This is a genomic window from Modicisalibacter tunisiensis (assembly GCF_020148005.1).
Taxonomy (GTDB): Bacteria; Pseudomonadota; Gammaproteobacteria; order Pseudomonadales; family Halomonadaceae; genus Modicisalibacter; species Modicisalibacter tunisiensis.
The window spans coordinates 319,081-322,515 of the sequence record NZ_JAGXFD010000001.1; the positions used below are offsets into that span (position 1 = coordinate 319,081).

The 3,435-nt window shown below is 50.7% G+C and carries 5 protein-coding genes; 3 read left to right on the forward strand and 2 right to left on the reverse strand.

Going from position 1 to position 3,435, the window contains the following annotated elements:
- Positions 1-22: 22 nt before the first annotated feature.
- On the reverse strand, positions 23-349 hold the full coding sequence (locus tag KGQ91_RS01465) for a DNA cytosine methyltransferase (protein ID WP_224420080.1): 327 nt from the start codon (positions 347-349) through the stop codon (positions 23-25).
- 376 nt (positions 350-725) lie between these two features.
- Between KGQ91_RS01465 and KGQ91_RS01470 the strand changes: the two genes are divergently transcribed.
- From KGQ91_RS01470 to KGQ91_RS01480, 3 genes are all read left to right on the forward strand, one after another.
- Positions 726-941 (forward strand): hypothetical protein, encoded by a 216-nt coding sequence (locus KGQ91_RS01470; protein ID WP_224420081.1) that lies wholly within the window; start codon positions 726-728, stop codon positions 939-941.
- 602 nt (positions 942-1,543) lie between these two features.
- Positions 1,544-2,458 carry a TIR domain-containing protein gene (locus KGQ91_RS01475; RefSeq protein WP_224420082.1) on the forward strand — a complete coding sequence of 305 codons (915 nt, stop codon included), beginning with the start codon at positions 1,544-1,546 and terminating at the stop codon, positions 2,456-2,458.
- Positions 2,459-2,572: 114 nt separating this feature from the next.
- On the forward strand, positions 2,573-2,902 hold the full coding sequence (locus KGQ91_RS01480) for a hypothetical protein (protein ID WP_224420083.1): 330 nt from the start codon (positions 2,573-2,575) through the stop codon (positions 2,900-2,902).
- On the opposite strand, the gene KGQ91_RS01485 is transcribed toward KGQ91_RS01480, so the two are convergent.
- On the reverse strand, positions 2,868-3,435 hold a 568-nt coding region (locus KGQ91_RS01485; protein WP_224420084.1), incomplete at its 5' end, for an IS66 family transposase. The two genes, KGQ91_RS01480 and KGQ91_RS01485, sit on opposite strands and share 35 nt — an antisense overlap.

The following is a 3,435-nucleotide window of genomic DNA, read 5'->3' on the forward strand; positions in this document are numbered from 1 at the left end:
GCTCTGACGCCGGAGATACCGATCATGATGAGAGCTGCCTCTGGCCAGCAGCTTCAGACCGCCCGATCAGAGCCCTCGTGAATGAGGCGGGTTTAAGTCCGGCTCCCCCGCCTGCTAGCGAGAGATCTTGGCACGGAAATGAAGCCCAAGCGAGATCGGGGCGGCCAGGAAGATCATCTGTGGTTAACTTGGCGACATCGCCTACATGGAGGTGGTCGTTGCCCCAGTTGAGCGCGTAACTGGCAGCTTTCTTGGGGTCGAAGTCGTTGGCGAACAGACACTCCCAGTTAGTACTCAACCCTGCCCGGGCCATGCCTCCACCGGCAAAGAACTCGTAGAAACTGTTCATCCATCCCCCTTGATACTGCTACTTTCCGATAATTTTAGACGGTCCAACCTCTCCTGAATGGCTTCAACAATCCAGGTATTGCGTGAAACATTGCCCACGCGGCAGGCGCACTCAGCGTCGATTGCAGCCAGCGCCTCCGCTGATAGGCGGAGGTTGATGCGCTGCAAGCACTGGCTCTGAGATTCTTGGTGGTTTGTTTTCATGGGCGCCATTATGGCGCCACATTGGCGCAACGTCCATGTCCTTGTGCTTCTACTGCTCGATTTCATGTTGAGTGTCGCACATGCATTGGCGGGTACGACAGGGCATTCTATGGTTACTGGCCTGTTCCCGAGCTGTCATTGATGGTGCATACTAAAGGTTGAGGTATATAACTATGAGCAATAAGAAGCCAAAACTGGGTGGCGATCCAGCCGTGCGCCGCTTGACTGCTGACGTGCGCCGCTTGACTGCTGAGGAGCTGGCTGAGCTACGGCGTGACATGGCCGAGGCGTCAGCTTGGGCGCGTACTGAATTGAAACGGCGGAGACTCGCTGTACAATCACAAACAAGTATTTCTAGAAATGGTATTTCTGATGGTATTAATGATTAGTGATTTTGTATGTCATTGATTTTTAATGAATATAACCTTCCGTATATAATAGAGTGGGAGTGAGCAGCCGGGTAGGGCAGACGAGAGCCACCTAACTGTCGCTGAATCACCCGTCTCATACGAAAGCCTGCCTTTACCGGCAGGCTTTTTTGTTGCAAAACGTTACCAAGCTAAGGCTAACTTTGGTCAAGCCGCTGAGGACACGGCCGATAGGTGATGAAAGAGGAACGATGCGCAGGAGGTCGCAGGGAAAAGATGTCATCCCCGAGCGGTAGCGTGACTGGATTTATGAAATTAACGACGCTGGGGAACGTCGAGAGTGAGCAAACGAAAAAAAGATTGAAACTATGAGGTCTGCTTTCGACCCAAAGCGGAACTGGTGGCAAAGGCTGCCTGCACGCTCATCGGTGTTATGCAGCTGGCACTATGATTGGTGTTATGTGGCCAAGCTATACTTAATATGTCGATTTTTCAGTATGTTATGGAGAAAATAGTGTGCAGCATAATATTTTTGAACTCGCGTGCGCGTTCAAGTCAATAAACGAGCGCGCTGTCTAATATCTGTTAGATTTTTCAGGTGAGTCATTCGGAAGGAGATATTCTTGTTCAACTTATTGATTTCGCATGATCCAGAGAGCTGGTCTAGCTCTCCTTTCGAGCTGGACAGAAGCCGGGTGGCTATCGAGTACACCGCTGACGAGATTAGTGAGCGATATAAGTTCTTAGATGATAAAGCTATCGAAGAACTAAAAAGCTTTCCCTCGTTATTTGTGGTTGAAAACGAGGAAGTGGAGTCGCGGGTCGGGTACATAACCAATGTACGGCTGAGACAATCCACTGTTGTTTTTGATTTTGAGTTAGACACAATTTTGCCCAGTCTGCCTATCGGTTCAATCGAAGCTCTGCGTGTTGATTTCGATCTTGGCCGATGGGAATTATCGCGAACGCATTGGGCTATTAAAGATGAGCCACTATTCGACATATTGGTCCGAAAGGGATATTTCACGCCTCAGCAGGTCGAAGCCTCCCAAGCTTTGAAGGATAGAGCTGCCGCTCAGCCACCTATAATTCCTACGGCTCCAGGTGAATTCAATGCTTCTCAGGTTTTTATTGTCCATGGGCACGATGAAATCACTAAACTGGAGATGAAGGATTTCGTTGCTGAGCTTGGATTGGAGCCGATCATACTGCACATGCAGGCCAGCTCAAGTCGGACAATAATTGAGAAAATTGAGTACTACTCAAATGTTGGTTTTGGAATCGTTTTGTACACCCCTTGTGATATTGGAGCAAAGGCTGGCCAGCCCAACGGTCGATATCGAGCGAGGCAAAATGTTGTTTTTGAGCATGGTTTTCTAATTGGGAAGCTCGGGCGTCCTCGGGTTGCCGCTCTAGTCAAAGGCGATGTCGAAACTCCAAATGATATTAGCGGTATGGTTTACATATCGATGGACGAGCAAGGTGCTTGGAAACAAGAGCTCATAAAAGATCTCAGAGCAGCTGGGTATCAGGTTTGAGTGAAAATCTAACCAAGCCATGCACCGGATGCCAAAACCTCTGCTTCGCTGCGGTTTTGCCACCGGTGATGGCGGGTGTTAGCTTTCTGCGGGTACATGAGGAATATATTGCATATGGATGACTATCAAAATCCAAAAGCTGGAAAAACTTACATAAGCCCAAGGCTTAGAGCTTTTGGCGATTCTAATAGAACGGTCCGTATCGCCTCAAAGGTGATTGACTCGCCTGATTCATATGCTTTTGCCAAGATCAAAGATGAAATTGTTCTTCGCCACAAAGAAGACGCGAAATCGTATATAACCGCTAAGTTTGTTGAAGATACAAGAGGAATTTTCGTTTTAAATATTCAAGGCTACACTGTCGCTACAGACAAGCCTCATAACGCAAGTTTTTCGGTAACTATTCAGGTCACGCTGCCTGATCCAGGCCGTCCCGACGCATGAATTCGGGCACTTCACCGGCAAACAACTGTTCTAGTGCGGTGTGCGCTGCCAGGCCCTGCTTGACCGCCGTCGAGAGGAAGCTGCGCATCCGGCAGAAGATCTCGGCACCTTCCCAGGAGCGGAAACAGCCTGAAATCTTCTGCTGGACCTTGGTCATCCGCAGGTCACGCTCCCCTTGGTTATTGGTGAAGGGCGCGGCGGGGTCGTCGAGGAAACGCAGCACATCGTCCTCGTACGCCTGGAGACGTTCGAGCAGGTTACGTGCCTTGGTACGTTTGGCACGACCGCGCTTTCCCGGTGGTGGTGGGATCGGTGGCGGACACTCGGTCTCACCCTCTGTCAGGCACTGCCGATAGCGGACTCGCCAGCGTTGCGCCTCTTCGGGCGAGAGCGTGCCACCGGCAGCGTCAACGGCCTGATGCATCTCCAGCAGCAGATCATGCAGCGCCTTGGCCCACTTTTGGTGGTCATTTTCCCAGGCCGCAGTCAATTCACGCAGGTGATGGGCGTTGCAAAGTGCGTGGCGGCAATCC

What these genes read in the sequence shown, in the direction of transcription:
- KGQ91_RS01465 (WP_224420080.1), bottom strand. Translation starts at nt 349, where the DNA reads ATGAACAGTTTCTACGAGTTCTTTGCCGGTGGAGGCATGGCCCGGGCA.
- KGQ91_RS01470 (WP_224420081.1), top strand. Translation starts at nt 726, where the DNA reads ATGAGCAATAAGAAGCCAAAACTGGGTGGCGATCCAGCCGTGCGCCGC.
- KGQ91_RS01480 (WP_224420083.1), top strand. Translation starts at nt 2,573, where the DNA reads ATGGATGACTATCAAAATCCAAAAGCTGGAAAAACTTACATAAGCCCA.